Consider the following 24680-nt stretch of genomic DNA (forward strand, 5'->3'; position numbering starts at 1 on the left):
TTCCATGCATTGGACGGATCAGTGCGCGCGTACGTAGTTTCGAGGCATGTCTCCCGCCAGTACCGGGGCGTCCACCGTCGTGGGCGCCGATGCCTCTGTCCCTGCAGCCGACGCACGCATGTCCCCGGGCGGGCCCGGCTACCGCCGGATGAGCCTCGCCCTCTTCCTCGCGGGTGTGGCGACCTTCGCGCTGCTGTACTCCACGCAGGCATTGCTCCCGCTGATCTCCGGCGAGTTCGGGGTGGCGGCGAGCGACGCGAGCTGGACGGTGGCCGCCGCGACGGGCGGGCTGGCGCTGTTCGTCCTGCCGATGAGCGCCCTGTCGGAGCGCTTCGGACGGCGTACGGTCATGACGGCCTCGCTGGCCGTGGCGGTGACCGTCGGGCTGCTGGTGCCCTTCGCCCCGTCGCTGGGTGTCCTGGTCGTGCTGCGGGCGCTCCAGGGCGCGGCGCTGGCCGGGCTGCCGGCGTCGGCGACGGCGTACCTCGCGGAGGAGGTCAGCCCCAAGGCGCTGGTCACCGCGATCGGGCTGTTCGTCGCGGGCAACAGCGTCGGCGGGATGAGCGGCCGGGTCATCACCGGCTGGGTCGCCCAGGAGTGGGGCTGGCGGATCGCCGTCGGTGTGATCGGCGCGATCGCCGTGGCGTGCGCGGTGGCCTTCCGGCTGCTGCTCCCCGCCCCGAGGAACTTCAGGACCGGTTCGCTGCGGCCGCGCGTGCTGGCCCGAACGGTCCGTGACCACCTGTCGAACCCGCTGCTGTGCCGCCTGTACGCGATCGGCACGCTGTTCATGACGGTGTTCGGCGGTGTGTACACGGTCATCGGCTACCGGCTGACCGAGGCGCCGTTCTCGCTGCCGCAGGGCATCATCGGCTCGATCTTCCTGGTGTACCTCGTCGGTACGGTGTCGGCGTCGACGGCCGGCCGGCTGGTGGGCCGGCTGGGCCGCCGGGGCGCGCTGTACGCGGGCGGCGGTACGACGGCGGCGGGTCTGCTGCTGTCCCTGGCCGGCTCCCTGCCGCTGGTCCTGCTGGGCCTGGTCCTGATCACGGCGGGCTTCTTCGCGGGACACGCCGTGGCCTCCTCGGCGGTCAGCAAGGCGGCCACGACCGGCCGCGCACAGGCCTCGGCGCTCTACCAGTCGGCCTACTACATCGGCTCCAGCGCGGGCAGCACGGTCGGCGCGATCGCCTTCCACGCGGGCGGCTGGGCCGGCACGGTCGGGGTCGGCCTGCTGGCGGTCCTGGGCGTCGTGACGATCACGGTGTTCGGAACGCGGGCGGCACGGACGCAGCGGCGGCCGGCCACGGCCGCCTGAGCCTCGAAGGCGGAGGCTTTCCCCCTGGTCGGGGCCGGTTGTCAGTGGGTGCGGATAACGTCCGCGTCTGCTGACCACCGGATTCGACCAGGGGGATCTTTCATGGAGTTCCGCATCGACCGTACGGCGTTCGCCGAGGCCGTGGGCCGGACGGTACGGGCGCTGCCCGCGCGGACGCCGGTGCCGGTGCTCGGCGGACTGCTGCTGGAGGCGGACGCGGGGCGGCTGGCCGTGACGGGGTTCGACTTCGAGGCGGCGGTACGGGTGGAGGCCGACGCCGAGGTCGCCGAGCCCGGGCGGGTGCTCGTCCTGGGGCGGCGGCTGCTGGACGTCTGCCGGGTGCTGCCGGACGGGCCGGTGAGCTGCGCGCTGGAGGCATCGCGGTTCACGGTGGAGGCGGGCGGTACGCGGTTCGGGCTGTCGACGCTGCCCCTCGCCGAGTACCCGGCCCTGCCGGCGCCGCCCGCGCCGTACGGCACGGTGGACGCCGCCGCGTTCGCGACCGCTGTCGCCCAGGTCGCCGTCGCGGCCGGGCGGGACGAGACGCTGCCGCTGCTGACGGGCGCCCAACTGCGCCTGGACGGCGGGGAGATGACGCTGGCCGCTTCGGACCGCTACCGGTACGCCGTGCGGCGGCTGGAGTGGCGGCCGGGGGCGGCGGCCGACGGTGCGGTGGACGTGTTGCTGCCCGCGCGGCGCCTGCTGGACGTCGCGCGGTCGCTGGGCCGTGGCGGGGACGTGGTGATCGGCTGGGACCCGGCCGGGGGCGGCGGGCTGATCGGCTTCGAGGGCGGGCGGACGCGGACGGCGCTGCGGCTCCTCGACGGGCGGCTGCCGACGTACAGGTCGCTGTTCGACATGACGGGGGCCGCGGTCGCCGAAGTCGAGTGCGAGGGGCTCGCGGAGGCCGTGCGGCGGGTCGCGGTGGTGGCGGAGGCGAACAGTCCGGTGCGGCTGGACTTCTCGTCCGACGGGTCCGTCATGCTGCGCGCCGGCTACGGCGACGACGTGGCCGCCCAGCGCCTGCCGGCCACGCTGACCGGCGCCGACGAGATGCCGGTGGCCTTCAACCCGGCCTATCTGCTGGACGCGCTGACGTCCTTCGAGAGCCCGCGCGTACGGCTGGAACTGCTGGGGTCGGGGCAGCGGGCGCTGCTGCACGCGGTGCCGGACGGCGGGGCCGCGGAGGGGGGCGGGGGGATGGCCGGTGAGACGGCTCGGGAAAAGGCCGGGGGGATGGCCGGGGAGCATCGGCATCTGCTGATGTCGGTGAAACAGCTGGTCTGAAGCGCTGCTCCTGCCTGCGCTTTTGTGCGCTCGGGGGGCCGTTGTCAGTGGGCTGCGGTAGCTTCCGAAGTGCTGGACGCGATGGCGCGTGACAGAAATTCCACAGGGGTGGGTGGACGATGACGAACGGCACGGCGACACCGGCAGACCTGGACGCCAGGCTAGAGGCACACCGCACCGAGCTGACGGGGTACTGCTACCGGATGCTCGGCTCCTCCTTCGAGGCCGAGGACGCGGTGCAGGACACGATGGTCCGGGCCTGGCGCAGCTACGACAAGTTCGAGGGCCGCTCCAGCCTCCGCTCCTGGCTCTACCGCATCGCGACCAACGTGTGCCTGGACATGCTGACCGCGGGCAACAAGCGCGCCAGGCCCATGGACCTGACCGAGTCCACCCCCCTCGCCCAGGCGGCCCTCTCCCCCCGCCCGGACAACACCTGGCTGGAGCCCATGCCGGACGCCCGCGTGCTGCCCATGACCGCGGACCCGGCGGAGGCGGCGATAGCCAAGGAGTCCGTGCGGCTCGCGTTCATGGCCGCCCTGCAGAAGCTGCCGGCCAAGCAGCGGGCCGTGCTGATCCTGCGCGAGGTGCTGGCCTGGAAGGCCAGCGAGGTCGCCGAGCTGCTGGGGACGTCGGTGGCGTCGGTCAACAGCGCCCTCCAGCGAGCCCGCGCCACCCTGGCCGAGCGGCAGGAGCCGGGCGCCGAAGCGGCCGTCTCCGACCCGCTGGACGCGGACCAGCAGAAGCTCCTGGACCGCTACGTGGCGGCCTTCGAGGGCTACGACATGACGGCGCTGACGGCCCTGCTGCACGAGGACGCGGTCATGACGATGCCGCCGTTCGACCTGTGGCTGACCGGGGTCAGCGACATCACGGGCTTCATGACGACGCTCGGCGCGCCCTGCGCGGGCTCCCGGCTGGTGCCGGTCCAGGTCAACGGCCTGCCCGGGTTCGCCCAGTACAAGCCGGACCCGGAGACCGGCGGCTTCACACCGTGGGCGGTCCAGGTGCTGGAGATCTCAGACGGCCGGATCACCGGGTTCCACTGCTTCCTCGACACCAAGCGCTGGTTCCCGCTCTTCGACCTGCCCCTCCACCTCGAAGCGGAGACCGACCAGGTCCAGGAGGGCGTGTAGGGCCGGATCGGGATCGCGCAGCCGTATCCGTCCCCCGGCTCGCCGGGCGGCCAGCTGGAGCCGTGCGAGGAGGTCGACGGCGGCGAGTCCCGGCGGCCCGAGGCCTCCGACATCGCACACCACGACCCGGGCACGGCTGGTGCGCAGCAGTGCCCTCACGTCGTCGCTCAGTCCGCTCACCTCGTCCCGGGCGACGGGGCCGGGGAGCACGAGCACGGGGGGTGTCATGGCGTCCACGATCGGTAGACCGGGGGGGCGGCGGTAACTCATCGCGGCTGTCCGTCCTGTCGGCGCCGTAAGGATCACATTGACCTGGGTACGGCCTTCCCCGGAGGGTTGGCTGTATGCCCCATGCATCTGCCCCTCCCGCGCTGTCCGATGCACATGTCGCCGGTGAGGGGCCCCCGTGCGAGGGGTGCTGAGCGGCTTCGCGGTCATCGCGGTCGTCATCGGGGTCGGCTATCTGATCGGCCGCCGGGGGTATCTGGGCGACGGCGGGCGCGAGGTCCTGACGAAGCTGGCCTTCCACGTGGCGTCTCCCGCCCTGCTCTTCACGACGCTCGCCCGGGCCGACCTGTCGGTGATCTTCTCCGACCGGCTGCTGGTCACGGCGATGAGCACGGCGGCGGTGGCGGGTGTCTTCGTGGCGGTGGGTGCCGCGCGGGGCTGGGGCGTGGGCCGGACGACGATCGGCGCGCTGTGCTCCAGCTACGTCAACTCGGGCAACCTCGGCATCCCGATCGCGGTGTACGTGCTGGGCGACGCGTCGTTGGTCGCGCCGGTGCTGCTGTTCCAGCTGGTCGGGGTCACGCCGGTGGCGCTGACGGTCCTGGACCTGGCGAGCGGCGGCGAGAAGCGGCCTCTGTGGCAGCGCCTGCTCACGCCTCTGCGCAATCCGATAGCCCTGGGCTCCCTGGCCGGTGTGGCGGCGTCGGCGTCGGGCCTGCACGTCCCCGGCCCCTTGATGGACCCGCTCACCCTGATCGGCAACATGTCGGTCCCGGCGGTCCTCCTGGCCTTCGGCATCTCCCTGCGCGGCAGCACGCTTCCGCTGCGCGGCGCGGAACGGGCCCCTGTCCTCCTCGCCGTGACCCTCAAGGCGGTCATCCAGCCCCTGGTCGCCTGGGCCCTCGCAGCGGGCGTCTTCGGCCTGCACGGGGCCCTACTGCTCGACGTGGTGGTGACGTCGGCGCTTCCGGCGGCGCAGAACCTGTTCACGTACGCGAGCAGCTACCGGGTGGGCGAGGCGCTGGCGAGGGAGTCGATCCTGTTGTCGACGGTGGTGTCGGTGCCGGTTCTGGTGGTGGTGGCGGCGGTGTTGGGGTGAGGAAGCTCAGCTTGCGAAGTGATGGTGGGGCCGCCGGGGGCCCAGCCGTCGATGAGCAGGTACAGCGGAACTGCGGCCTGGGCATAACCCGCGGCCTTCTTGATCCGGTCATGGGCCGCATTGGACTTGGACGTGATCTCGACGACGAGTTCAGCGGCGGACGCCGGGATGAAGTTGCCGCCCTCGCTGCGCAGCACCTGCCTGGGGGCGACGGCGAGATCAGGGATGTAGAGCCCGTCACGGGACGGAACCGCCGTACCCAGAGTCTGGTAGATGCCCCGGTTCCTGGGGATGACCTCGTACAGGGCTCGCTGAACCAGATCAACGATGTCGTTGTGGGCATTGGACGGCGGTGGCGCCACGGTGACGATCCGCTCGATGATCTCCACCTTGCAGCCCTCAGGCGCGTCCGTCTCCTGCCAGATCCGGACGAGGTCGTCCCACTCGTGGCCGTTGGCCGTCGAGTGGTCGACGGTGAGTGCGCTCATGGCGGTTCTCCGATCAGTGCGTCACCGATCCCAGCATGCCGAACGGGACCGGTGGCGGTCCACCGATCCCGTTCACCCGAAAGGGAAACCGCCTGGTCAGGCGATACGTTCCAGCACCACCGGCGACGCCTCGAAGGCCGTCCCCGGCGCGGCGATGTCGTACGAGCCCTCGACCGCGTCCAGCGCGTACTCGAAGCGCTCGGGCGTGTCCGTGTGGAGGGTCAGGAGGGGCTGGCCCTCGGTGACCTGGTCGCCGGGCTTGGCGTGCATCTCGATGCCCGCGCCCGCCTGGACCGGGTCCTCCTTGCGGGCGCGGCCCGCGCCCAGGCGCCAGGCCGCGACGCCGATGCCGTAGGCGTCGAGGCGGGTGAGGACGCCCGAGGCCGGGGCCTTGATCACGTGCTGTTCGCGAGCCACCGGCAGCTCCGCGTCCGGGTCGCCGCCCTGGGCCGTGATCATGCGGCGCCAGACGTCCATCGCCGAGCCGTCGGCCAGGGCCTTCGCCGGGTCGGCGTCCCTGATGCCCGCCGCGTCGAGCATCTCGCGGGCCAGGGCGATCGTCAGCTCGACCACGTCCGCCGGGCCGCCGCCCGCGAGGACCTCCACCGACTCGCGGACCTCCAGCGCGTTGCCGGCCGTCAGGCCGAGCGGGGTCGACATGTCGGTGAGCAGCGCGACCGTCTTCACGCCGTGGTCGGTGCCGAGGCCCACCATCGTGGAGGCCAGTTCGCGGGCGTCCTCCAGGGTCTTCATGAAGGCGCCCGTGCCGACCTTCACGTCCAGGACCAGGGAGCCCGTGCCCTCCGCGATCTTCTTCGACATGATCGAGGAGGCGATCAGCGGGATCGCCTCGACCGTGCCGGTGACGTCGCGCAGGGCGTACAGCTTCTTGTCGGCCGGGGCCAGGCCGTCGCCCGCCGCGCAGATCACCGCGCCCGTGGTGTCCAGGACGTGCAGCATCTCCTCGTTGGAGAGCAGGGCGCGCCAGCCGGGGATCGACTCCAGCTTGTCCAGCGTGCCGCCCGTGTGGCCGAGGCCGCGGCCGGACAGCTGCGGGACCGCGGCACCGCAGGCGGCGACCAGGGGGGCGAGCGGGAGGGTGATCTTGTCGCCGACGCCGCCGGTGGAGTGCTTGTCGGCCGTCGGGCGGGACAGGGACGAGAAGTCCATGCGCTCGCCGGAGGCGATCATCGCGGCCGTCCAGCGGGCGATCTCGCGGCGGTTCATGCCGTTGAGCAGGATGGCCATCGCGAGGGCCGACATCTGCTCGTCGGCCACCTCCCCGCGGGTGTACGCGTCGATGACCCAGTCGATCTGCTCGTCGCTGAGTTCGCCGCGGTCCCGCTTGGTGCGGATGACGGAGATGGCGTCCATGGCCATGGCTTGGGCTTCCTTCCGAGGATTCCAGAAGCCGTACGGCCCCCCTGAGCCGGTCGCGTGAGCAACTCAGGGGGGCCGCACGGGGATTACTTGGTGAGGTGCTCCGGGCCGAAGGCCTGGGGCAGCATCGCCGACAGCGGCAGGATCCCCGCCGGGGTCTCCAGCAGCAGGTCCGGGCCGCCGAACTCGTGCAGCAGCTGGCGGCAGCGGCCGCACGGCACGAGCGTGGCGCCGTCGCGGTCGACGCAGGTGAAGTGCGTCAGCCGGCCGCCGCCGGTGTTGTGCAGCTCGGAGACCAGACCGCACTCGGCGCACAGGCCGAGCCCGTACGAGGCGTTCTCGACGTTGCAGCCGGAGATGATCCGGCCGTCGTCGACCAGGGCAGCCACGCCGACCGGGTAGCCGGAGTACGGGGCGTACGCCCGGGACATGGCGTCCCGGGCCACCGCGCGCAGCTTCTCCCAGTCGACGTCCGGGCCGGCCCCGGTCACTTGCCCTGCCCCTTCCGGTACGGCATGCCGTTCGCCCTCGGCATCCGCAGGCGCTGGGCGGACAGGGCGAGGACCACCAGGGTGATGACGTACGGCGTGGCGGAGACGACCTGGTTCGGGACCTCGTCCGTGGTCGCGTACCAGGCGAACACCAGGGCGCCGGCGATCAGGGTCGCCACGGCCGGGACGTACTTCTTGCGGATCACGAGCCAGATCGCGCCGATGACCAGCAGCAGCGCGCCGAGCAGCAGCAGGGCGTGGACGTTGGCCGAGCCGCCGCGCAGGTTGAGGCTGTCGGTGTAGCCGAACAGGCCCGCGCCGAGGGCGAGTCCGCCCGGCATCCAGTTACCGAAGATCATCGCCGCGAGGCCGATGAAGCCGCGGCCGCTGACCTGGCCCTCCAGGTAGAAGGGGTTCGCGACGATCGACAGGAAGACACCGCCGAGGCCGGCCAGACCGCCGGAGATGATCACGGCGATGTACTTGTACTTGTAGACGTTGACGCCGAGGGATTCGGCGGCGACCGGGTTCTCGCCGCAGGAGCGCAGCCGCAGGCCGAACGCGGTGCGCCACAGCACCCACCAGGTGCCGGGGATCAGCGCGACGGCGACCAGGGTCAGCCAGGAGACGTTGGTGACCAGGCCGCCGAGCAGGCCGGCGATGTCCGAGACGAAGAACCAGCCCTGGTTGTTGAGGTCCCGGAGCGCGTCGGACAAGCCCGGCACGGTGAAGCTGCCGAGGGAGTCGACGGCCGGGGACTGCTTGGCGGAGCCGCCCGTGTGGCCCTCGAAGGCGAGGGGCGCGAGGTAGCGGGTGGCGCCGAGGGCGAGGATGTTGATGGCCACACCGGAGACGATGTGGTTGACGTTGAAGGTGACGGTCACGAAGGCGTGCAGCAGGCCGCCGATCGCGCCGCCCGCGATGCCCACGAGGACACCGGTCCAGGGGCCCCACTGGAAGCCGGCCCAGGCGCCGAACCAGGTGCCGAGGATCATCATGCCCTCGAGGCCGATGTTGACCACGCCCGCGCGCTCGGCCCACAGGCCGCCGAGACCGGCGAGGCCGATCGGCACGGCGAGCTGGAGCGCGGTGGACATCTGGCTGACGTTGGTGATGCCGTCGGCGCCGGTGATGAGGCGGACGATCGAGGTGAGCGCCAGTCCGCCGGCGATGATCAGCAGCAGGACGGGCCACGACAGGCGGCGGCCGGTCGGCGCCGCGGGCTGCAGCGTGGGCTGGTTGAGGTCGGTCGCGGTGGTCATCGGCCAGCCACCTCCTTCGTGGTGTTGTTGTTGCCGAGGACGTGGCCGGCGGCCAGTTCGGCGCCGACCCGGCGCTGCTGGCGGCGCAGGCCCCACTCGCGGACGGCCTCGTAGGAGACGACGACGGAGAGCACGATCAGGCCCTGCATGATGACCGCGATCTCCTTGTCGTAGCCGTGGAAGTCCAGCTCGGGCGAGGCTTTGTCGAGCCAGGCCCACAGCAGGGCGGCGAAGGCGATGCCCACGGGGCTGTTGCGGCCGAGCAGGGCGATGCCGATGCCGAGGAAGCCGATGCCCGTGGGGAAGTTCAGGCTGTAGGTGTGGGTGTCGCCGAGCAGGATCGGCAGGCCGGCGAGGCCCGCGATGCCGCCGGAGATCAGCATGGCGCTGAGCACCATGCGCCCCGGGTCCACACCGCTGGCCGCGGCGGCGGTCTGCGAAGCGCCGGAGGCGCGCAGGTCGAAGCCGAAGCGGGTGCGGTTGAGGACGACCCAGTAGCCGATGCCGAGCAGGACGGCGAGCAGCACCAGGCCGTAGATCTCGCCGGCCGCGCCCATGGGGATGCCGGGGATCCAGCCGGACTCGTGCATCTCGCCGGTGGTGTTGTTGTTGCCGACCTTCACACCGAAGACGTTCGGCAGCCACAGGTAGGCGATCACGGAGGTGGCGATCGCGTTGAGCATGATCGTGGCGACGACCTCGCTGACGCCGCGGGTGACCTTCAGGACACCCGCGATGCCGGCCCAGAAGGCGCCGGTGAGGACAGCGGTCAGGAGCAGCAGCGGGACCTGCAGGGCGGCCGGCAGGGCGACGTGGGCGCCGACGATCGCGGCCAGCATCGCGCCGAGCTGGTACTGGCCGTCGACGCCGATGTTGAACAGGTTCATCCGGAAGCCGATGGCCACCGCGAGGGCCGCGATGTAGTACATCGACGCCTGGTTGATGATCAGGACCTGGATGTCGGAGAAGCTCAGCTGCTCGAACATCAGGGCGAACGGCTCGACGGGGCTCTTGCCCGACGCGACCAGCACGATCGCGCTCAGGACGAAGGCCACGGCGAGCGCGATGACCGGTCCGGCCACCGCGAGGAGCACGCGCTCCCTGTCGAACTTCTTCATCAGCGGGCCTCGTCTTCCGGAGACTCGGGGGCGTCGGCCTTCGAGGTCTCGGGGGTCTCTTCGTGCTCGAGGTGCCCGGTGGCGGCACCGGTCATGGCCGAGCCGAGCTCCTCGGGGGTGATGGTGGCCGGGTCGGCGTCCGCGACCAGCTTGCCGTTGTAGATCACGCGCAGCGTGTCGGACAGGCCGATGAGCTCGTCCAGGTCGGCGGAGATCAACAGGACGGCCAGGCCCTCGCGGCGGGCCTCGCGGATGTGGTCCCAGATGGCGGCCTGGGCACCGACGTCCACGCCCCGGGTGGGGTGGGCGGCGATCAGGAAGCGCGGCTTGTGGCTCATCTCGCGGCCGACGATCAGCTTCTGCTGGTTGCCGCCGGACAGGGAGGCGGCGGTGACGTCGATGCCGGGGGTGCGGACGTCGTACTCCGTGACGATCCGCCGGGTGTCCTCCTGGGCCGCCTTCGGGTCCAGCCAGACGCCCTTGGCGAGCGGCTTCTCGGTGACGTGGCCGAGGATGCGGTTCTCCCAGAGGGGTGCCTCCAGGAGCAGGCCGTGGCGGTGGCGGTCCTCGGGGATGTAGCCGATGCCCTGCTCACGGCGCCTGCGGGTGGGCCAGGCGGTGATCTCCTCGTCGGCGAGCCGGATGGTGCCGGAGTCGGCGGCCCGCAGGCCGATGAGCGCGTCGACCAGCTCGGTCTGGCCGTTGCCCTCGACACCGGCGATGCCGAGGACCTCGCCCGCGTGGATGGTGAAGCTGATGTCGTCGAGCAGGGCCCTGCCGCTGGGGGCGGCCAGGCGGAGCTTGTCGACGCTGATGACCGGTCGGTCGGTGACCGTGGACTCGGCCGTCTCGGGCGTGGGCAGTTCGCTGCCGACCATCATCTCGGCGAGCTGGCGTGAGGTGGTCTCGGCGGGGACGGCCGTGCCGACGGTGGTGCCGCGGCGGATGACGGTGATCTCGTCGGCGACGGAGAGCACCTCGCCGAGCTTGTGCGAGATGAAGATGACCGACAGGCCCTCGGAGCGCAGTTCGCGCAGGTTGGCGAAGAGGGCGTCGACCTCCTGCGGGACGAGCACGGCGGTCGGCTCGTCCAGGATGAGGGTGCGGGCGCCGCGGTAGAGGACCTTGAGGATCTCCACGCGCTGGCGGGCGGCGACGCCGAGTTCCTCGACCAGGAGGTCGGGCTCGACGTCGAGGCCGTAGCGCTCGGAGAGCTCTTTGATCTTGCGGCGGGCCTTGGCGCCGATGCCGTACAGCTTCTCGCTGCCGAGCACGACGTTCTCGAGGACCGTGAGGTTGTCGGCGAGCATGAAGTGCTGGTGGACCATGCCGATGCCGCGGGCGATGGCGTCGGCCGGCGACGAGAAACCGACCTGCTCGCCGTCGACGGTGATGGTGCCCTCGTCCGGCTTCTGCATGCCGTAGAGGATCTTCATCAGCGTCGACTTGCCGGCGCCGTTCTCGCCGACGAGGGCGTGCACGGTGCCCTTGCGGACGCTGAGGTGGATGTCGTGGTTGGCCACGACGCCCGGGAAACGTTTCGTGATCCCGGCGAGCTCGACGGCGGTCACCGATTCCTTGACCGCCGCTCCGGCCGGAGGGCTGCTGGACGCGTTGATGGCGCACTCTCCTGGGGACGGGGGCCGTCTACGCGCGTAGCGCCCCTACGGCATACAAAGGGGCCGACGCACCGCGACAACGGGGTACTGGGAGCAGCCTCCCCGTACCCCGTCGAGCGGACGTAACCCCGGGGGTTACCGCCTGCTTTCGAGGCAGTCGGTCGTCAGCTGCTCTTGACCTTGATCTCGCCGCTGATGATCTTCTCCTTGGCCGTCTTGATGGCTTCCTGAAGCTCGGCGTCGTCCGCGAACTTCGGGTTGGAGTCCGACAGGCTCACCTCGCCGGTCTTCAGATCGCCACGAACGATACCGGTCTCGGGCTTGCCGTCCTCGACCGACTTCGCCAGGTTGTACACCGCCTTGGCGACGTCCTTCATCGCCGAGGTGAGGATGAAGTCCTTGTACTTGGCGAGGGCCTCCTGCTTGTACTGGTCGGAGTCCACACCGATGGCCCACACCTTCTTGGCGGCGGCGGCCTCGATGACACCCTGACCGGACAGGCCGGCGGCCGCGTACACGACGTCGGCCTTCTTCTCGATCTGACCCTCGGCAGCCGTCTTGCCCTTGTCGGGGCTGGAGAAACCACCCTCCTCGGCCGTCTGCGTCAGGTACTGCGACAGGACCTTCACCTTCGGGTTCGTGTCCTTGACGCCCTGCTCGAAGCCCGCCTGGAACTTGTGGATCAGCGGGATGTCCACACCGCCGACGAAGCCGACGACGTTCGACTTGGTGCTCCTGGCGGCGGCGACACCGGCCAGGTACGAGGCCTGCTCCTCGCTGAAGACGAGGTCGGCGACGTTCTTGGAGTTGATCGTGGCGTCGTCGACGATGCCGAAGGTGGTCTTCGGGAACTTCTCCGCGGCGCCCTTGACGGCCCCGGCGTACGCGTAGCCGACGCCGATGACCGGGTTGTAGCCCTGCTTCGCCAGCGAGACCAGACGCTGCTCCTTGTCGGCGTCCGTCTCGCCCTCGGTGGGCTCCAGGTCGGCCGTCTGGTAACCGAACTCCTTCTTCGCCTGCTCCAGGCCCGCGTACGCGGCGTCGTTGAAGGACTGGTCGCCCTTGCCGCCGACGTCGTACGCGATGGCGAGGCCCTTGTTCCCCTTCGAGTCCGACGACCCGGAGGTCGAGGTGCTGCCACAGGCGGAGAGGGCGAGGGCCAGGGAGGCGGTCGCTGCGCCTGCGACCGTGATCCGGGAAATCCGGCGCATGTGTGGGTGCTCCTGTCGTACTACCGGGGCCGCACAGCGCCGGGACGGTTCAGCTTCGGCGCTGGCTTCGCCGCAGATTAACGCGCGTAGACCTGCCTGAAAACCCCTTCTGTCCACCTTGTTATGCGGCCGTGGCCAAGCCATCACCCGGCCTTGGTCGGGGCGTTGCCGACTGCGAACGGAGGGTGGCGCTGGGTGATCCGGTTCCCGCCTCCCGGCCTCCGATTCCTGTTCCCCACGGGAACGGCGGAGCGGGGGGGGGCCCCCCGGGGGCCCCCCCCGCTCCGGCTGTCGCAGACCGTTGACGTCCTACTCGGTCTTGACCTTGATGGAACCGTCGGTGATGCCTTCCTTGGCCTTGTCCACGGCCGCCTTGAGACCCGGGATCTTGGCGTACTCGGGGTTCGCCTCGGACAGGCCCACGCCATTGACCTTCAGGTCGAAGGTCTGAGTGCCCGTCAGGGGCTTGCCGTCCTTGACGGACTTGGCCAGCGTGTAGACCGCTCCGCCGACGTCCTTGAGGGCGGAGGTGAGGATGTAGTTCTTGTACGGGGCGAGGGCGGCCTGCTTGTACTGGTCGGAGTCGACGCCGATGGCCCAGACCTTCGCCTTGGCGGCGGCCTCGATCACGCCCTGGCCGGACAGGCCGGCGGCCGCGTAGAGCACGTCGGCCTTCTTCTCGATCTGCCCCTCGGCGGCGGCCTTGCCCTTGTCGGGGCTGGAGAAACCGCCCTCCTCGGCCGTCTGTGTGAGGTACTGCGACAGGACCTTCACCTCGGGCTTGGTGTCCTCGACACCCTGCTTGTAGCCGGCCTCGAACTTGTGGATCAGCGGGATGTCCACGCCGCCCACGAAGCCGACCGTGTTCGACTTGGTGGCCTTGGCTGCGGCGACGCCGGCCAGGTACGAGGCCTGCTCCTCGGCGAAGACGAGTGAGGCGACGTTCTTGCCCTCGACCACGGCGTCCACGATGCCGAAGGTGGTGTCCGGGTACTTGGCGGCCGCGGCCTTCATCGCCGGGCCGTAGACGAACCCGACGCCGATGACCGGGTTGTAGCCCTGCCTGGCCAGCGAGACGAGACGCTGCTCCTTGTCGGCGCTCGTCTCGCCCTCGGTGGGCTCGATGTCGGCCGTCTGGTAGCCGAACTGGTCCTTGGCCTTCGTCAGGCCCGCGTAGGCGGCGTCGTTGAAGGACTGGTCGCCCTTGCCGCCGATGTCGTAGGCGATGGCGATGCCACGGTCTTTGCTGTCGCTGTCGCCACTGTCACCACTGGTGCCGCCACACGCCGTGGCGACGAGCCCGAGCGACGCGACCCCCACCGCGACGCGGGTCAGTTTGGAAATCCGACGCATCGTGAAGTTCCCCATTCTCCAAAGCCCCGCAGCGGGTGCTCGGTTCGGCGCACATTAACGCGCGTAGACACTCCTGGGAACGGTTCGCCGCGGGGCCGTTATCCATTCGTGCCGATGGCCGGTTACGCCCTTGTGAACCACGGGATCGAACGGGGTCGAAAGGTGTACTCGGGCACACGGCGCATGCCTGCTGGTCACGCGCACCAGGCTGCCGTGGGGCTGCGCCGCTCGCAACCGGAGACGCCGCCGGGGGGATGGGGCCGGTGTGGACGGGGCCCGAGGGTGCACGGGGCACCGGGGGTGGTCGTCACCGGGGGCCCGCGTCCGAGTGCGGCACCGTCGTGGCTCGTCGCGCAGTTCCCCGCGCCCCCAACCCCGCGACCGCGTGCGGCACCGTCGCGGCTCGTCGCGCAGTTCCCCGCGCCCCCGCGAAGGTGGCTTCAGCCGCGGCCGGGTTCCGGCACCCCCGACGGATTAGCGGAGGCCGTTGACCAGGGCCGCTGCTGTGAAGAGTTCTACGCCTACCGTGATCGCGGACTCGTCCACGTCGAAGTCGCCCTGGTGGAGGTCGCGCACCTGGCGTTCGCCGGGGGTGCGTACGCCCAGGCGGGCCATCGCGCCGGGGACGTGTTCCAGGTACCAGGAGAAGTCCTCGCCGCCGAGGCTCTGCTCCGTGCCGACGACCGAGTCGACGCCGCGTCGGGCGATCATGGCGTCGCGCAGCAGCTCCGTCACACCGGGCTCGTTGACGACGGGCGGGACGCCGCGGACGTAGTTGATCTCCGACTTGGCGCGGTGCAGGTTGGCGATCTCGTCGATCGCGGCGACCACGACGTCGGGGGCCTGCCGCCACGCCTCGATGTCGAGGCACCGCACGGTGCCGGAGAGCTCGGCGTGCTGCGGGATGACGTTGGGCGCGTGCCCGGACTCGACGCGGCCCCAGGTGATGGCGAGCCCGCTCCGGCTGTCGAAGCGCCGGCCGACCAGGGCGGGTACGTCGGTGACGACGCGGGCGGCCGCGGTGACCAGGTCGGTCGTGAGGTGGGGGCGTGCGGTATGCCCGCCCGGGCCGTTCAGGGCGATCTCCAGCCGGTCGCAGGCCGAGGTGATGGGCCCCTCCCGGAGTCCGACCTGCCCCGCGTCCACCCGGGGGTCGCAGTGCACGGCGATGATCGCGCCGACCCCTTCCAGCGCCCCGCACTTGATGACGTCGGCGGCACCGCCGGGCAGCACCTCCTCGGCGGGCTGGAAGATCAGCCGGACGGGGCGGGGCAGCAGGCCCTGCTTGTGGAGCTCCGCGAGGACGAGGCCCGCGCCGAGGACGACGGTGGTGTGCACGTCGTGGCCGCAGGCGTGCGCGCGGTCGGGCACGGTCGAGCGGTACGGGCAGTCGCTCTTCATGTCGGGGATGGGCAGGCCGTCGATGTCGGCCCGCATGGCGAGCATGCTGGGGCCCCCGTCCCACTGCTCGCCCTCTACGCCGATGTCACAGACGAGTCCGGTCCCGACGGCGAGGACGTGCGGCTTGAGGCCGGCCCTCTCCAGCCGCTCCTTGATCGCGGCTGTCGTGCGGAACTCCTGGTTGCCCAGCTCCGGGTGCATGTGCAGGTCGCGTCGGAACGCGATGAGCTCGGCGCGCAGAGCGTCGGGCAGCGCACCGGGAAGTACGGCTCCCCCGGGAAGATCGACCTCGGACTCCAGTGACATCAATTGCTTCACCCTCTGAAGGGTAGGGCGCCAGGGCGGTCGGCTGACCCTCGATCAACAAAACTTCAACCCGTTAGGGGGCAGAAAATATGACCGCCGAACGTATAGCTATCAAGCCAGATGGGTAAACTCGCCCGTCTTCGGGCCGAGCCGGTCACCACGGCCCACAGATGTGACTTCAACCACACCTGCGCCGCGACGCCGTTATCCATCCATCCTCCTCCACGGATACCACGCCCTGCGCGGGGAACACGGCCTTGTTCGTCTGGCGGACGCCCGGCCCCGATAGTGTGCGCCCCGTGCACGCCGACAGCCCCGAGTTCGTCGAGTCCACCCAGGCCTCCTACGACGCCATCGCCGAGGACTATGCCGCCGGGTTCCCGGACAGTCTCGCCGGGAGGCCGCTGGAGCGGGCCCTCCTCACGGCCTTCGTCGACCTGGTGCGTGCCCCCGGGGCGCCGGTACGGCCGCCGGTCGCCGACATCGGCAGCGGGCCCGGGTACGTGGCGGCCCGGCTGCACGACATGGGCCTGCCGGTGTTCGGGGTGGACGTCTCACCGCGCATGGTGGCCCTGGCCCGCCGGGCGCACCCTCGGCTGCGGTTCCACGTCGGTTCGATGACGGCCCTGGACCTGCCGGACGAGACACTCGGCGGCATCGTCGCCCTGTACTCGATCATCCATGTGCCGGACGAGCATCTGCCCTCGGTCTTCGCCGGGTTCCACCGCGTCCTGGTGCCGGGCGCGCCCGTGCTGCTCGGTTTCCAGTCAGGTGCCGAGGACGGCCGCGCGCACCTCACCGAGCGCTTCGGGCAGGAGATCTCGCTCGATTACTTCTGGCGCACGCCGGAGACCGTCGCGGCGCGGCTCGCGGAGGCGGGCCTGGAGCTCTACGCCCGTGTGCTGCGGGAGGCCGAGGGCGAGGAACAGCGTCCCCGAGCGTTCCTCCTGGCCCGCAAGCCGGCTCCTGCCGGAGCGTGAGTCCTGGCCGGGGGTGAGCATCCGGGCCAGGAGGTGGCGGGTCCTCAGGCTGTCATGGCAGTCCGGCCCGGGGGCTCCGTCCGCCCCGGTGGCCCCGGCGGTCCCGGCGGTCCCGGCGGTCCCGGCGGCTCCGGCGGCCCGGCTGCCCCGGCGGCTCCGGCGGCCCTGGCCTCTGCGGCTGCTCCGGCCGCCCCAGCTGGTCCGGCAGCCCTGGGTGCCCTGGCTGTGATGGCGGTGACGGCCGCGTATGCCGCCACGTCCGAGACGTCGTCCTGAACCGTCGGGCCCCCACCGAACTGCCGAGCCGCCAAGCCGTCTGACAGCCCGCTGACCCGGCGAAACCGCCGACTCCCTGAACGCCGCCGAGGCCGCGAGGCCGCTGAGGCCGGATGGGACCGATGAGGCCGTGAGACCGCCGATAGGTCCTACAGTCCGCTGACCCGCTCGAACCCGCCGGCCCCCGGGAATCTCCAGCACGTCAACCGGCAGTCACCGCGCCCGCCGCCCCGGCCGGGCCTGGGGTACCTCCCGAGCCCACCGACCCGGCCGAGCCGATCATGCCCTCCGAACCCACCGTCCCGGCCGAACCCGCCGAACCCGCCGAACCCGCTGTCCCGGCCGAGCCCGTCGTGCCCGTGACACTCCCCTGGCCGGCCGTACCCGCCGGACCGGCCGGACCGGCCGGACCCCCGGCAGCCGAGCCCCTCGGTCCCCCCGGACCGGTCGTACTCCCCGGGCCCCGACCCCCCTGGCCCTCCGTCCCCGGCCCCTCCCCCGGTCCGGCCGCGGACACGCGATGCACGTCGCGCGCCGCCCCCGTCACCCCCGACAGGAAGCCCTGGGCGCGTGGGGAGGCGTGGTCGGTCAGCCAGGTCGGGTCGATGTCGCAGACCGCGACGCGGACCTCGGTGCCGGAGAGGGCGAGGGGGAGCGTGTGGACGACCGTGGAGGGGAAGCTGAGGATCGTGCGGCCGATGGGGCCGCGGCGGGCGATCAGTTCGAGGGGGAGCTCGGGGCGGACGATCTCCAGGCCCGTCTCGACCGCGAGCCGGCGGAGCTTGTCCGTGCTCTCGCGGCGGTGGGCGAAGTAGCGGGTGGCGCCGTGGGCCCTGGCCAGGGCGCGGACGGCCTCCAGGTAGTGGTCGTCGTCGACCACGCCCGTCTCCACCAGGGACGTGCCCACCATGTCCGCGCCCTTGGTGATGCGGGGCGGGCCGAAGCGGGCGCGGGTCCAGGAGAAGTCGTTCGCGCTGACGGTGACGCCCGCCGGGGTCTGCTCCATCGGCATGGAGGAGAAGATCTCGACCCGGCGCGCGTCCCCCGGGGTCAGGCGGCGCCGGGCCGAGGAGGACACCGGCGCGAAGATCAGGTCGCGTGGGCCGGGGCGGCCGCCCTTGCGGTGCCAGCGCACCAGCCGTTCGCCCCGGGCGAGCTGGCCGACGAACTCCAAGGTCGCCGTGCCGTCGTCGACGACGACCAGGTCACGGACCCGGGTGATCGTCAGCAGCAGCTGGACGTAGCGGGAGAAGGGGTCCCCCAGCACGATCCGGCGCGCCCTGCGGAGCAGGCCGGCCAGGCCGCCGATGGTCTGGAACGGCGCCAGGGGCCCGCCGCGCGCCTCCTCCCAGCGGACCTCGTGCCCCTCGTCGCGGGCCAGGTCGGACATCCGCCGCAGCTGACCGCGCGTCATCGGGTCGACGGGCGACAGCACCACGAGGGTGAGCCCCACGCCGGGCGCATGCGCGTGCGCCCACTCCAGCACGTTCAGCAGCTGTACCGGACTCTCGACGAACGCGAGAGTGTGGGGGCCGGCGTTCCCGGCGCGGGGGCTCATCGACGTACGACCGTCCCGTCGTAAGGGGGGTTGTGGGGGTGGTGCGCTCAGACGCCGACCGGCTCGCCCGCCGCGTCGGCGATCTCCGCCTCGGCGACCACGCCGGCGACGCGGCGCAGCTTCTTCATCGGGGCCAGCTCGGACTCGTAGACCTTCTTCACGCCGTCGCCCAGGGAGGCCTCGATCGTGCGGATGTCACGGACGAGGCGGGTGAGGCCCTGCGGCTCCACGGAGGCGGCCTGGTCCGAGCCCCACATGGCGCGGTCGAGGGTGATGTGACGCTCGACGAAGGTGGCGCCCAGGGCGACCGCGGCCAGCGTGGTCTGCAGGCCCGTCTCGTGGCCGGAGTAGCCGATCGGGACGTTCGGGAACTCCTTCTCCAGCGTGTTGATCACGCGCAGGTTGAGCTCCTCGGCCTTGGCCGGGTAGGTCGACGTGGCGTGGCACATCAGGATGTTGTCGGAGCCGAGGACCTCCACCGCGTGGCGGATCTGCTTCGGGGTCGACATGCCGGTGGAGAGGATCACCGCGCGGCCCGTGGCGCGCAGGGCCCGCAGCAGCTCGTCGTCGGTGAGGGAGGCGGAGGCCACCTTGTGGGCGGGGACGTCGAACTTCTCCAGGAAGGCGACGGCCTCGGTGTCCCACGGGGAGGCGAACCAGTCGATGTTCTTCGACTTGCAGTACTCGTCGATCGCGCGGTACTCGTCCTCGCCGAACTCCACGCGGTGGCGGTAGTCGATGTAGGTCATCCGGCCCCAGGGCGTGTCGCGCTCGATGTCCCACTGGTCGCGCGGGGTGCAGATCTCCGGGGTGCGCTTCTGGAACTTGACGGCGTCGCAGCCGGCCTCGGCGGCGGCGTCGATCAGCTTGAAGGCGTTCTCGAGCTCGCCGTTGTGGTTGATGCCGATCTCACCGCAGACGTAGACCGGACGGCCCGGGCCGACCTCGCGCGTGCCGAACCGGCGGATACGGGAGTTGGTGCTCATGGCAGAGATGTCCTTACTTGGTGAGGGAATCGAGAGAGGGGCCGAGGATCCAGCTGGCGATCTCTCGGATCGCGCCGTCGCCACCGGGGACGGTGGTGACCGCGCGTGCGGCGCCGCGCACGACGTCGTGGGCGCTCGCGACCGCCACGGGCCAGCCCACGAGGGCGAAGCACGGGAGGTCATTGACGTCGTTGCCGACGTAGAGCACGCGCTCCGGCGCGATGCCCTGCTCCTCGCACCACTGCTTCAGCGCGAGGTCCTTGCGGTCGATGCCGTGCAGCACCGGGAGCTTGAGCTTCCGGGCCCGGGCGGCGACCACAGGGTTCTGTTCCGTGGACAGGATCAGCATCTTCAGGCCGCTCCTGCGGAGGGCCGCGATGCCGAGTCCGTCCCCGCGGTGCACGGAGACGAACTCCCGTCCTTCGGAGTCGACCAGCACCCGGTCGTCGGTCTGGGTGCCGTCGAAGTCGAGGACGACCGCGTCGATGTCGTCGGCGGTCGGCAGCGCGCCGGGGCGGTCCGCGTCGAAGAGGGGCGCGAGGGCCCGGGCGCGGGCGAGGTCGTGCGGGTCGTCGATCTCCAGCACGCGTGCGGCGTCGGTGCGGACCAGTTCGGTCCGGCCGAAGAAGCGGTGCTGGTGCTTGCGGAAGCCGGCCGCCTCCATGGCGTAGGCGGCGCCGGTCTCCAGCAGGTCCTGGGGGCGGTCCTGGCGGCGGGGGCGGAAAGACTTGTCGTGGTTGACGCCGTAGCCGCCGCCGGTGGCCGCGTCGGCCTCCGCGACGGTGCCGGCGGCGACCTCGTCCTCGGCGTCGCGCCAGACGAAGCCGTGGAACGGGGCCACGGTGAGGGCCGTGTCGGCGCCGTTCTCCACGATGGCCGCGGCGACTCCGTCCACGTCCTCGCGGGTGATGAACGGGCTGGTGCACTGCACCAGCAGCACGACGTCCACGACCGCGCCGTGCAGGGCCTCGTGCGCGTCCATGGCGTGCAGGACGGCGGCCTCGGACGTGGCCGTGTCGCCGGCGATGGCGGCGGGCCGCAGCACGACCTCGGCGCCGGCCTGGCGGGCGGCGGCCGCGATGGCCTGGTCGTCGGTGGAGACCACGACGTCCGTGACGAGCCGGGCGGCGCGGCACTCGCGCACCGCCCGCGCCACGAGCGGGACACCGCCGACGGGGAGGAGGTTCTTCGCGGGGACGCCCTTGGAGCCGCCGCGCGCGGGGATCACCGCGAGCACGCGGCGCACCGAGGCGCCTCGGCCCGCTTCCGGTTGGGACATGGGGACTACTCCTTGAGCAGGGGTCTCGGTGCGGCTCACAGCTCCCCCATCCGCCGGATGACGGGCGCCACGCGCTGCACTCCGTGCCGGTAGGCGCCGCGCGCCGCCCGGCGCACGATCTGCCGGACCGGGCCGGGCTCCTTGTCGGCGGCCGGCGCGCCGGGCAGCGGAGTGCCGTCCGGGCCGAGGTGGTGGCGGGCGAGGATGCCGGGCAGATAGCCGGGCGCGGTGACGGGTGTGTAGTACGGGGCCAGCGGCGGCAGGCCACCGGGCCGGTCGAGCAGCTTGGCGATGCGTTCGCGGGCCGCGTCGAAGGCGGACTCGTACGAGCCGTCCGCTACCACGCCCTGCCGGGCGACCCACTCCTCGTCGGGCGCGGGCCGGTGTCCGGCGTCGAGCTGGTCCCAGGAGGCGAGGCAGCCGGAGCCCACGAAGTGGTGGTTGCCGAGGGCCTCACGCACGCCCAGGTCGGTCAGCACGACGGTCGGGATGCGGCGGTGCAGCGACTCCAGGGCGGCCGTGGAGCTGACCGTCACGAGCAGGTCGGTGCGGTCGAGGACCTCGCCCATGTTCCCGTAGACCAGGCGGAAGTTGGCCGGCGGATCGAGGCGCTGCACCAGCTTCTGGTACGGCAACTCCTCGATGTGGGTGGTGTGTTCGCCCGGCATGGAGCGCAGCTTCAGCAGCACCTCGCGCTCGGGGTGCCTGCGGGCGTGCTGGACGAGCCGGTTCAGCAGGTACGTACGGTCCTTGCGGCTCTCCGGCACGGAGGGCTGGGCGGCGAAGACGACTGTGTAGGGGTCGTGTTCACCTTCGTACGACGCGCCGCCGAGGAACGGCAGGGCCACCTCGGTCACCGACGTGGCGTCGGCGCCCACCCCTTCGTAGACGGCCCGGAAACGGTCCGCGTCCTGGCGGGAGTTGGCGAGGACCAGGTCCGCGCCGTGCCGCAGCAGCAGGCCGTCGGCGAGCTTCTCGTAGACGACACCGACGTAGCCGGTGACGACGACGGGCCGCGAGGTCCGGTTCCGCCAGACCCGCGCCAGGCCGTGCAGCATCGCCTGCACACCGCCGCCGACGAGGGCGAGGACGAGGACGTCGTAGGACTCCTCGGTCATGGTGCGCAGGAACTCGACGGCGGTGACCTCCCGCAGCGAGTCGGCGCGCACGCCCACTTCCTCCAGCTGGCGCGGCGTGGGCGTGGCCCGGCCGCGCAGCAGGAATCCGTCGAGGGCGGGGCCGACTTGCGCGCTCTCGCGCGGTCCGGTTTCCATGGACTGTCCCGGGGCGATGCGGTGCGCGGTGAGCGCACCCCATTTCCATCGGGTGTCGGAGTCCGCGAGGACGGCGATTCGCGGGCGGTTCGGTGTACTTGCTGGCACGTCCAAGACGCTAGGAAGCAATTCCTAGGTATGGCGGAACCACGACTCAACGAAAAGTTAACAACGCACCACCGGGAGCCGAACTGGCCCGTGGCGAACGGGGAAGTACACGGGGTGCACCGTTCTGACACATTGAGTTCACCCAGTGTATGTGCACCGGAAAGTTGCGGAGCCGGACGGCCTCCTAACGTTTTGCGGGTGCCTAAGCTTTCCGTGATCGTGCCGTTCTACAACGTGCAGCAATTCGCCCCGGACACCCTCAGAAGCCTTCGGTTGAACGCCGACCGCGATTTCGAGTTCATCCTGGTCGACGACCATTCGAAGGATGAAACGCCGGCCATTCTCGAGCGGGCGGCCGAGGACCTTTCGGATGTCGCGCAGGTGCGTTACATCCGACACGAGGAGAACGGGGGGCTCGCCACCGCCCGCAACACCGGCCTGGACGCGGCTCAGGGCGAGTACCTGACGTTCCTGGACGGCGACGACTGGCTGGCCCCCGGCTACCTCGCCGAACTGGTGTCCGCCCTGGACGAGTTGGGCTGCGACTTCATCCGCACCGACCATGTGCAGGCCACCGCGCGCGCCCGTTCCGTCTCCCGGGTCCCGGTCGGTCGGCGCTGGGAGGCGTTCGACCCGCGGGAGGCGATCCTCCCCTCCCACCGCTCGACCTCGGTGGACTACGCCTACGCCTGGGCCGGCGCCTACCACCGCCGCCTCCTCGACAGGGGCCTGCTCCACTTCACCGACGGGCTGCGCACGGCCGAGGACCGGCCGTGGATCTGGAAGCTGCACCGCGAGGCGGAGTCGTTCGCCGTGGTGAGCCTGCTGGGCGTGTTCTACCGGCGCGGGGTGGCCTCGTCCCTGACCCAGATCGGCGATGTCCGCCAGCTCGACTTCATCCGCGCCTTCGACCAGGTGATCGAGGAGACGGCCGCCGACCGTGAGGCCGGCCGGCTGCTGCCGAAGGCGGTACGGACGTACTGCGCGATCATCGCGCACCACCTTTCCAACGAAGACAGGTTCGAACCGGCCGTGGCGAGGCAGCTGCGGTCGATGAGCGCGGCGGCCATCAAGCGCATGCCGCAGGACGCGCTCGGTGACGCACTGGAGGCCATGGACATGGACCGCTCGTCCAAGCTGCGGCGGCTGCGGCGCAGGGTCACGCCGGCGGGAGCGGCCGCCTGATGCCCGGGACCACACAGATCTTCTGCGCCTCGACGCTGTACGGCGTCGCCACCCTGGCCGCCGCGATCGACTCGGACCTCTTCGAGGAGCCGGACCGCCGGGTGCTGCTGGTGTTCAACAACTCCGCGACCCCGGAGACGACCCCGGCCCTCGACGAGATGCCGGGCTTCGCGCCGCTGCGCGAGCACTTCGACGACGTGCTGTCCTGGAACGACGCCATCCGCCCGTTCCACCCCGGGGCGTGGACGCCGCGCTCCGACGACATCCCGCTCTTCGAGCGCTATCTGCGGATGCTGTGGGGCCTCGGCGACGACCGGGTGAGCCTGGTGCTGGAGTCCATCCAGGTCGCGCCCGCGCTCACGGTGGCGCAGTTGTTCACCGACGCCCCCATCGACGTCTACGCCGACGGGCTGATGAGCTACGGCCCCACGCGCAACAAGCTCGACCCGCTGGTCGGCACGCGCGTGCGGCGGCTGCTGCACCTCGACCTGGTGCCGGGGCTCACACCGATGCTGCTGACCGAGTTCGAGGTGCCGGCGCGGCTGGTGCCGACGCCCGCGTTCCTCAAGGTGCTGGGAGAGGTCACGGAGACCGTGCCCGAGCTGCCCGACCTGCCGGGCGACGCGGCCCTGCTGCTCGGCCAGTACCTGTCGGCGCTGAACATCCTCTCCCCGGAGGAGGAAGAGGACCTGCACGTGCGGATGATGCGGGGCGCGGTCGCCCGCGGCCACCGCACGGTCGTCTTCAAGCCGCACCCGACCGCACCGGCCCGCTACAGCCGCGCCCTGGAGACCGAGGCCGAGAAGCTCGGTGTGGACCTCACCGTGCTGGACACGCCCGTGCTCGCCGAGGTGCTGTTCGAGCGGACCCGGCCCGCGCTCGTCATCGGCTGCTTCTCCACGGCGCTGTTCACGGCCTCGGTGCTCTACGAGCTGCCGGTCGCGCGCATCGGCACCGAGCTGCTGCTGGAGCGGCTGACGCCGTACCAGAACAGCAACCGGATCCCCACCACCCTGGCGGACGCGCTGCTGCCCGACCTGGACGGCGGTGAGGACGGCGACCTGCTACGGCCCGAGTTGCTGTCCGACCTGGTGACCGCCGTCGGGTTCACCATGCAGCCGCAGATCTATCCGGACCTGCGCCCGCGGGCGGAGGCGTTCCTGTCCCGCCATCTCGGTCCGCGTACCCGGCGCTACTTCAAGAAGCGCCGGCTCACCTCGCTCGGACTGCCCGGCGGTATTCCGCAGCGGCTGGCGTTCCTGCCCCGCAATTCCACGGCACGCCGGGTGGTCCGGCGGGCGCGGGCGCTGCGCAAGGCGGTGCGCCGCTGAGGCGGG

20 protein-coding genes and 1 pseudogene are annotated in these 24680 nt (G+C 71.4%); 7 read left to right on the forward strand and 14 right to left on the reverse strand.

The genetic code is table 11. From position 1 onward, the window contains the following. Nucleotides 1–46 precede the first annotated feature (46 nt). The 3 genes from ACIBL4_RS07080 (at nt 47) to ACIBL4_RS07090 (ending at nt 3741) form a co-directional block, all read left to right on the forward strand. On the forward strand, nt 47–1318 hold the full coding sequence (locus ACIBL4_RS07080; protein WP_399407290.1) for an MFS transporter: 1272 nt from the start codon (nt 47–49) through the stop codon (nt 1316–1318). Nucleotides 1319–1420: 102 nt separating this feature from the next. Then, nucleotides 1421–2605 (forward strand): DNA polymerase III subunit beta, encoded by a 1185-nt coding sequence (gene dnaN / locus ACIBL4_RS07085; RefSeq protein WP_399407292.1) that lies wholly within the window; start codon nt 1421–1423, stop codon nt 2603–2605. A 119-nt stretch (nt 2606–2724) separates the two neighbouring features. Continuing rightward, on the forward strand, nt 2725–3741 hold the full coding sequence (locus ACIBL4_RS07090) for a sigma-70 family RNA polymerase sigma factor (RefSeq protein ID WP_399407294.1): 1017 nt from the start codon (nt 2725–2727) through the stop codon (nt 3739–3741). Here the strand turns inward: ACIBL4_RS07090 and ACIBL4_RS07095 are convergent. Further along, a complete protein-coding gene (locus tag ACIBL4_RS07095) occupies nt 3625–4011 on the reverse strand; it encodes an STAS domain-containing protein (RefSeq protein ID WP_399407296.1) in 387 nt (128 codons plus the stop codon). The two genes, ACIBL4_RS07090 and ACIBL4_RS07095, sit on opposite strands and share 117 nt — an antisense overlap. A gap of 136 nt (nt 4012–4147) precedes the next feature. Between ACIBL4_RS07095 and ACIBL4_RS07100 the strand changes: the two genes are divergently transcribed. Beyond that, the gene (locus ACIBL4_RS07100) at nt 4148–5068 is read left to right on the forward strand and encodes an AEC family transporter (RefSeq protein ID WP_399407298.1); all 921 of its coding nucleotides are present in this window, start codon (nt 4148–4150) and stop codon (nt 5066–5068) included. On the opposite strand, the gene ACIBL4_RS07105 is transcribed toward ACIBL4_RS07100, so the two are convergent. The 9 genes from ACIBL4_RS07105 to ACIBL4_RS07145 all read right to left on the reverse strand — a co-directional run bounded on the left by ACIBL4_RS07105 (nt 4972) and on the right by ACIBL4_RS07145 (nt 15697). Continuing rightward, a complete protein-coding gene (locus tag ACIBL4_RS07105; RefSeq protein ID WP_399407300.1) occupies nt 4972–5556 on the reverse strand; it encodes a Uma2 family endonuclease in 585 nt (194 codons plus the stop codon). The two genes, ACIBL4_RS07100 and ACIBL4_RS07105, sit on opposite strands and share 97 nt — an antisense overlap. A 96-nt stretch (nt 5557–5652) precedes the next feature. Then, the gene (locus tag ACIBL4_RS07110) at nt 5653–6930 is read right to left on the reverse strand and encodes a thymidine phosphorylase (protein WP_399408112.1); all 1278 of its coding nucleotides are present in this window, start codon (nt 6928–6930) and stop codon (nt 5653–5655) included. Nucleotides 6931–7022: 92 nt separating this feature from the next. Beyond that, nucleotides 7023–7427, reverse strand: coding sequence for a cytidine deaminase (locus tag ACIBL4_RS07115; protein ID WP_399407302.1), 405 nt, complete (start codon nt 7425–7427; stop codon nt 7023–7025). Further along, on the reverse strand, nt 7424–8689 hold the full coding sequence (locus ACIBL4_RS07120) for an ABC transporter permease (RefSeq protein ID WP_399407304.1): 1266 nt from the start codon (nt 8687–8689) through the stop codon (nt 7424–7426). The genes ACIBL4_RS07115 and ACIBL4_RS07120 overlap by 4 nt, the downstream gene beginning before the upstream one ends. Next, complete coding sequence (locus tag ACIBL4_RS07125; RefSeq protein ID WP_399407306.1) at nt 8686–9807, reverse strand: ABC transporter permease; 1122 nt, start codon at nt 9805–9807, stop codon at nt 8686–8688. Before ACIBL4_RS07125 ends, ACIBL4_RS07120 begins: the two co-directional genes overlap by 4 nt. Beyond that, entirely contained in the window at nt 9807–11378 is a 1572-nt protein-coding gene (locus ACIBL4_RS07130; protein WP_399407308.1) for an ABC transporter ATP-binding protein, read from the reverse strand. Before ACIBL4_RS07130 ends, ACIBL4_RS07125 begins: the two co-directional genes overlap by 1 nt. A gap of 212 nt (nt 11379–11590) precedes the next feature. Further along, the gene (locus tag ACIBL4_RS07135; protein ID WP_399407310.1) at nt 11591–12637 is read right to left on the reverse strand and encodes a BMP family protein; all 1047 of its coding nucleotides are present in this window, start codon (nt 12635–12637) and stop codon (nt 11591–11593) included. A 309-nt stretch (nt 12638–12946) separates the two neighbouring features. Further along, the gene (locus ACIBL4_RS07140) at nt 12947–13990 is read right to left on the reverse strand and encodes a BMP family protein (protein WP_399407312.1); all 1044 of its coding nucleotides are present in this window, start codon (nt 13988–13990) and stop codon (nt 12947–12949) included. A 474-nt stretch (nt 13991–14464) separates the two neighbouring features. Continuing rightward, nucleotides 14465–15697 (reverse strand): M20 family metallopeptidase, encoded by a 1233-nt coding sequence (locus ACIBL4_RS07145; protein WP_399408114.1) that lies wholly within the window; start codon nt 15695–15697, stop codon nt 14465–14467. A gap of 299 nt (nt 15698–15996) precedes the next feature. On the opposite strand from ACIBL4_RS07145, the gene ACIBL4_RS07150 reads away from it, so the two are divergent. Continuing rightward, nucleotides 15997–16677, forward strand: coding sequence for a class I SAM-dependent DNA methyltransferase (locus ACIBL4_RS07150; RefSeq protein WP_399407314.1), 681 nt, complete (start codon nt 15997–15999; stop codon nt 16675–16677). 784 nt (nt 16678–17461) lie between these two features. Here the strand turns inward: ACIBL4_RS07150 and ACIBL4_RS07155 are convergent. From ACIBL4_RS07155 to ACIBL4_RS07170, 4 genes and pseudogenes are all read right to left on the reverse strand, one after another. After that, a pseudogene (locus ACIBL4_RS07155) lies at nt 17462–18511 on the reverse strand (hypothetical protein); the annotation flags it as partial. Nucleotides 18512–18558: 47 nt separating this feature from the next. Next, on the reverse strand, nt 18559–19497 hold the full coding sequence (locus tag ACIBL4_RS07160) for an N-acetylneuraminate synthase family protein (RefSeq protein WP_356927903.1): 939 nt from the start codon (nt 19495–19497) through the stop codon (nt 18559–18561). 13 nt (nt 19498–19510) lie between these two features. Continuing rightward, nucleotides 19511–20776, reverse strand: coding sequence for a cytidylyltransferase domain-containing protein (locus ACIBL4_RS07165; protein WP_399407316.1), 1266 nt, complete (start codon nt 20774–20776; stop codon nt 19511–19513). A gap of 35 nt (nt 20777–20811) precedes the next feature. Beyond that, nucleotides 20812–22158 carry a DUF6716 putative glycosyltransferase gene (locus ACIBL4_RS07170; protein ID WP_399407318.1) on the reverse strand — a complete coding sequence of 449 codons (1347 nt, stop codon included), beginning with the start codon at nt 22156–22158 and terminating at the stop codon, nt 20812–20814. A 198-nt stretch (nt 22159–22356) separates the two neighbouring features. On the opposite strand from ACIBL4_RS07170, the gene ACIBL4_RS07175 reads away from it, so the two are divergent. Continuing rightward, nucleotides 22357–23343 (forward strand): glycosyltransferase family 2 protein, encoded by a 987-nt coding sequence (locus ACIBL4_RS07175; protein ID WP_399407320.1) that lies wholly within the window; start codon nt 22357–22359, stop codon nt 23341–23343. Beyond that, a complete protein-coding gene (locus ACIBL4_RS07180) occupies nt 23343–24674 on the forward strand; it encodes an alpha-2,8-polysialyltransferase family protein (protein WP_399407322.1) in 1332 nt (443 codons plus the stop codon). Before ACIBL4_RS07175 ends, ACIBL4_RS07180 begins: the two co-directional genes overlap by 1 nt. The last annotated feature ends 6 nt before the right edge of the window (nt 24675–24680 follow it).

Origin of the sequence: Streptomyces sp. NPDC050416 (genome assembly GCF_044458845.1) — a bacterium.
In the GTDB taxonomy this organism is placed as follows: Bacteria; Actinomycetota; Actinomycetes; order Streptomycetales; family Streptomycetaceae; genus Streptomyces.

Excerpts from the sequence above, each read along its gene's own strand:
- ACIBL4_RS07145 (WP_399408114.1), bottom strand. The coding sequence starts at position 15,697 with ATGTCACTGGAGTCCGAGGTCGATCTTCCCGGGGGAGCCGTACTTCCC.
- ACIBL4_RS07080 (WP_399407290.1), top strand. The coding sequence starts at position 47 with ATGTCTCCCGCCAGTACCGGGGCGTCCACCGTCGTGGGCGCCGATGCC.
- ACIBL4_RS07120 (WP_399407304.1), bottom strand. The coding sequence starts at position 8,689 with ATGACCACCGCGACCGACCTCAACCAGCCCACGCTGCAGCCCGCGGCG.
- ACIBL4_RS07165 (WP_399407316.1), bottom strand. The coding sequence starts at position 20,776 with ATGTCCCAACCGGAAGCGGGCCGAGGCGCCTCGGTGCGCCGCGTGCTC.
- ACIBL4_RS07105 (WP_399407300.1), bottom strand. The coding sequence starts at position 5,556 with ATGAGCGCACTCACCGTCGACCACTCGACGGCCAACGGCCACGAGTGG.
- ACIBL4_RS07095 (WP_399407296.1), bottom strand. The coding sequence starts at position 4,011 with ATGAGTTACCGCCGCCCCCCCGGTCTACCGATCGTGGACGCCATGACA.
- ACIBL4_RS07140 (WP_399407312.1), bottom strand. The coding sequence starts at position 13,990 with ATGCGTCGGATTTCCAAACTGACCCGCGTCGCGGTGGGGGTCGCGTCG.
- ACIBL4_RS07180 (WP_399407322.1), top strand. The coding sequence starts at position 23,343 with ATGCCCGGGACCACACAGATCTTCTGCGCCTCGACGCTGTACGGCGTC.
- ACIBL4_RS07160 (WP_356927903.1), bottom strand. The coding sequence starts at position 19,497 with ATGAGCACCAACTCCCGTATCCGCCGGTTCGGCACGCGCGAGGTCGGC.
- dnaN (WP_399407292.1), top strand. The coding sequence starts at position 1,421 with ATGGAGTTCCGCATCGACCGTACGGCGTTCGCCGAGGCCGTGGGCCGG.
- ACIBL4_RS07135 (WP_399407310.1), bottom strand. The coding sequence starts at position 12,637 with ATGCGCCGGATTTCCCGGATCACGGTCGCAGGCGCAGCGACCGCCTCC.
- ACIBL4_RS07110 (WP_399408112.1), bottom strand. The coding sequence starts at position 6,930 with ATGGACGCCATCTCCGTCATCCGCACCAAGCGGGACCGCGGCGAACTC.
- ACIBL4_RS07090 (WP_399407294.1), top strand. The coding sequence starts at position 2,725 with ATGACGAACGGCACGGCGACACCGGCAGACCTGGACGCCAGGCTAGAG.
- ACIBL4_RS07125 (WP_399407306.1), bottom strand. The coding sequence starts at position 9,807 with ATGAAGAAGTTCGACAGGGAGCGCGTGCTCCTCGCGGTGGCCGGACCG.